The organism is Amycolatopsis sp. NPDC003861 (assembly GCF_053605405.1).
On the sequence record NZ_JBSGJD010000468.1, the window covers coordinates 1 to 3,277 of the forward strand.

Annotated in this window: 2 protein-coding genes; one reads left to right on the forward strand and one right to left on the reverse strand. The window is 70.1% G+C overall.

The features are described from left to right. A partial coding sequence (locus tag ACWEVN_RS47335) for an LLM class F420-dependent oxidoreductase (RefSeq protein WP_452055639.1) occupies positions 1–895 on the reverse strand: 895 nt, incomplete at its 3' end. Positions 896–1,194: 299 nt separating this feature from the next. Here ACWEVN_RS47335 and ACWEVN_RS47340 point away from each other — a divergent pair. After that, a partial coding sequence (locus ACWEVN_RS47340) for a homocysteine S-methyltransferase family protein (RefSeq protein WP_452055640.1) occupies positions 1,195–3,277 on the forward strand: 2,083 nt, incomplete at its 3' end.

Here is a 3,277-nt window from a genome sequence, read left to right on the forward strand (position 1 = left end):
TTTTTTTTTTTTTATTATCAGTAGTTAATATAAAATAAAAACCCCACACGACCCGCAGCCCGAGCTTCCCGGCCAGCCGGCCGATCCACGCCTCGACTTCCTCCGGCGAGCGGTCGGGGAGGCCGAAGATCGTCTCGGTGACGCCGAGGGAATCCAGGTGCGCCAGGCGTTCCGGGTCCGGCCGCTCGCCGAGCGCGCAGATCCGCGGAGCGCCTTCCCGGCCTTCGGCGTGCCAGATCTCCTTCAGCAGGGCCACGTGCCCGTCGAGGTCGGAGTCGGCCGGCGTGGTGAGCCAACCGTCGGCGTGGCGGGCGATCCAGCGGAACGTCTTCTCGGTCGGGCCCGCGCCGAGCAGCACCGGGATGTGCGCCTGGACCGGTTTCGGCCACGCCCAGCTCGGCCCGAAGGAGACGAACTCCCCGTCGTAGGCGGCTTCCTCCTGTGTCCACAGTGCACTCATCGCCTCGAGGTACTCGCGCAGCGCGGTGCGGCGGCGGTTCCCGGGCACGCCGTGGTCGGTCAGCTCGTCGACGTTCCAGCCGAACCCGGCGCCGAGCGTGACGCGGCCGCCGGAGAGGTGGTCGAGGCTGGCGATCGTCTTGGCGAGCGTGATCGGGTCGCTCTCGACCGGCAGCGCCACCGCCGTGGACAACCGGATGCGCGACGTGACCGAAGCCGCCGTCGCCAGCGCGACCCACGGGTCGAGCGTCCGGCTGTAGCGGTCGTCGGGCAGCGACGCGTCGCCGGTGCGCGGGTGCGGTGACTCGCGCTTCACCGGGATGTGGGTGTGCTCGGGGACGTAGAAGGTCGAGAACCCCGCGGCTTCCGCGGCGCGCGCCGCGGCCGCCGGGGTGATCCCCCGGTCGCTGGTGAACAGCACGATTCCGTAGTCCACCCGCGGAGCGTATTAGAACGTGTTTCAGTTTTCAAGGTGGGCAGTCCACGAGGTGAGCACGGCCGCCGCCACGGGGAGCATGGGGGGTGGAGGTGCAGGGTGGACCCAATGTTCTATTGTGGACGGTCGCGGCCGGTGTCCCAGATCGTGGACGCCCGGGCGGGGTGGGATGGCCAGCCGGGTGCCGGATCCACTATCCTCGGTTACGGGCCGAGAGGCGCTGCAACGGACCGCGGGGTCCGCCACGCTCGGCCCGCTCCACCGCACCAAGGGCGCCTCCCGGACGAGGGAGGGCGCCGATGAGTCAAGATCCCACCAGCCGGCTGCGTGAGCTGCTGAGCAGCCGTGTGGCGGTCCTCGACGGTGCCTGGGGCACCATGCTGCAGGGCGCCGGGCTCACCCCGGCCGACTACCGCGGCGACCGCTTCGGCGAGCACACCCACGACGTCACCGGCGACCCCGACCTGCTGAACCTCACCCGCCCGGACGTCATCCTCGACGTCCACCGCCAGTACCTGGCCGCGGGCGCGGACATCACCACGACCAACACCTTCACCGCCACCGGCATCGGCCAGGCCGACTACGGGATGCAGGCCTACGTCCACGAGATGAACGTCCGCGGCGCGCAACTGGCCCGCCAGGCGGCCGACGAAGCGGGCGGCCGGTTCGTCGCGGGCTCGATCGGCCCGCTCAACGTCACCCTCAGCCTGTCGCCGAAGGTCGACGACCCGGCGTACCGGGCGGTCACGTTCGAGCAGGTCAAGGCCACCTACGCCGAGCAGATCGCCGGGCTCGCCGAAGGCGGCGTCGACGTGCTGCTCATCGAGACGATCTTCGACACGCTGAACTGCAAGGCCGCGGTCGCCGCCGCGCGCGAGGTCGCGCCGCACCTGCCGCTGTGGATCTCGGTCACCATCGTCGACCTGAGCGGGCGGACGCTGTCGGGGCAGACCGTCGAGGCGTTCTGGAGCTCGATCGAACACGCGAAACCGCTGGTCGTCGGCGTCAACTGCGCGCTCGGCGCCCAGGAGGCGCGCCCGCACGTCGAGGAACTCTCGCGGCTCGCCGACACCTACGTCGCCTGCCACCCGAACGCCGGCCTGCCGAACGCGTTCGGCGGCTACGACGAGACGCCCGAGCAGACCGCCGGGCTGCTCGGCGGGTTCGCCCGCGACGGCCTGGTCAACCTGGTCGGCGGCTGTTGCGGCACGACCCCGGCGCACATCGCGAAGATCGCCGAAGCGGCGAAGAGCATCGGCCCGCGGGTGATCCCGGCGCCGCGCACCCACACGCGTTTCAGCGGCCTCGAACCGTTCGGCATCGGCGCCGACACCGGGTTCGTGATGATCGGCGAGCGCACCAACGTCACCGGCTCCAAGCGGTTCCGGCGGCTCATCGAATCCGGCGACCACCAGGGCGCGGTCGACGTCGCCCTCGAACAGGTCCGCGGCGGCGCCAACCTGCTCGACGTCAACATGGACGCCGACCTGCTCGAATCCGAGCAGGCGATGACGACGTTCCTCAACCTCATCGCCACCGAGCCCGAGGTGGCCCGGATCCCGGTGATGGTCGACAGCTCCAAGTGGAGCGTGCTCGAAGCCGGCCTGCGCTGCCTGCAGGGCAAGGGCGTGGTCAACTCGATCAGCCTCAAGGAGGGCGAGGAGCCGTTCCTGGCCCAGGCCCGCACGATCCGCGACTACGGCGCCGGCGTCGTCGTGATGGCCTTCGACGAGCAGGGCCAGGCCGACACCGCCGACCGCAAGGTGGAGATCTGCGCCCGCGCGTACGACCTGCTCACCAAGGAAGCCGGCTTCGCGGGCGAGGACATCATCTTCGACCCGAACGTCCTCGCCGTCGCCACCGGCATCGCCGAGCACAACGGCTACGCGAAGGCGTTCATCGACGCGCTGCCCCGGATCAAGGAACGCTGTCCCGGCGTCCACATCTCCGGCGGCATCTCGAACCTGTCGTTCTCCTTCCGCGGCAACGACGTCGTCCGCGAGGCGATGCACTCGGCGTTCCTCTTCCACGCCATGCAGGTCGGCCTGGACATGGGCATCGTCAACGCCGGCCAGCTCGCCGTCTACGAGGACATCCCCAAGGACCTCCTGGAACTGGTCGAGGACGTGCTCTTCGACCGCCGCGAAGACGCCACCGACCGGCTCGTCGCCTTCGCCGAGAACGTCAAGGGCAGCGGCACCAAGCGCGTCGTCGACCTCTCCTGGCGCGAAGGCCCGGTCGGCGCCCGCCTGTCCCACGCCCTGGTCCACGGCATCGTCGACTACATCGAGGAAGACACCGAAGAGGCGCGGCAGCAGCTGCCCCGGCCCCTCGACGTCATCGAGGGCCCGCTGATGGACGGCATGAAGATCGTCGGCGACC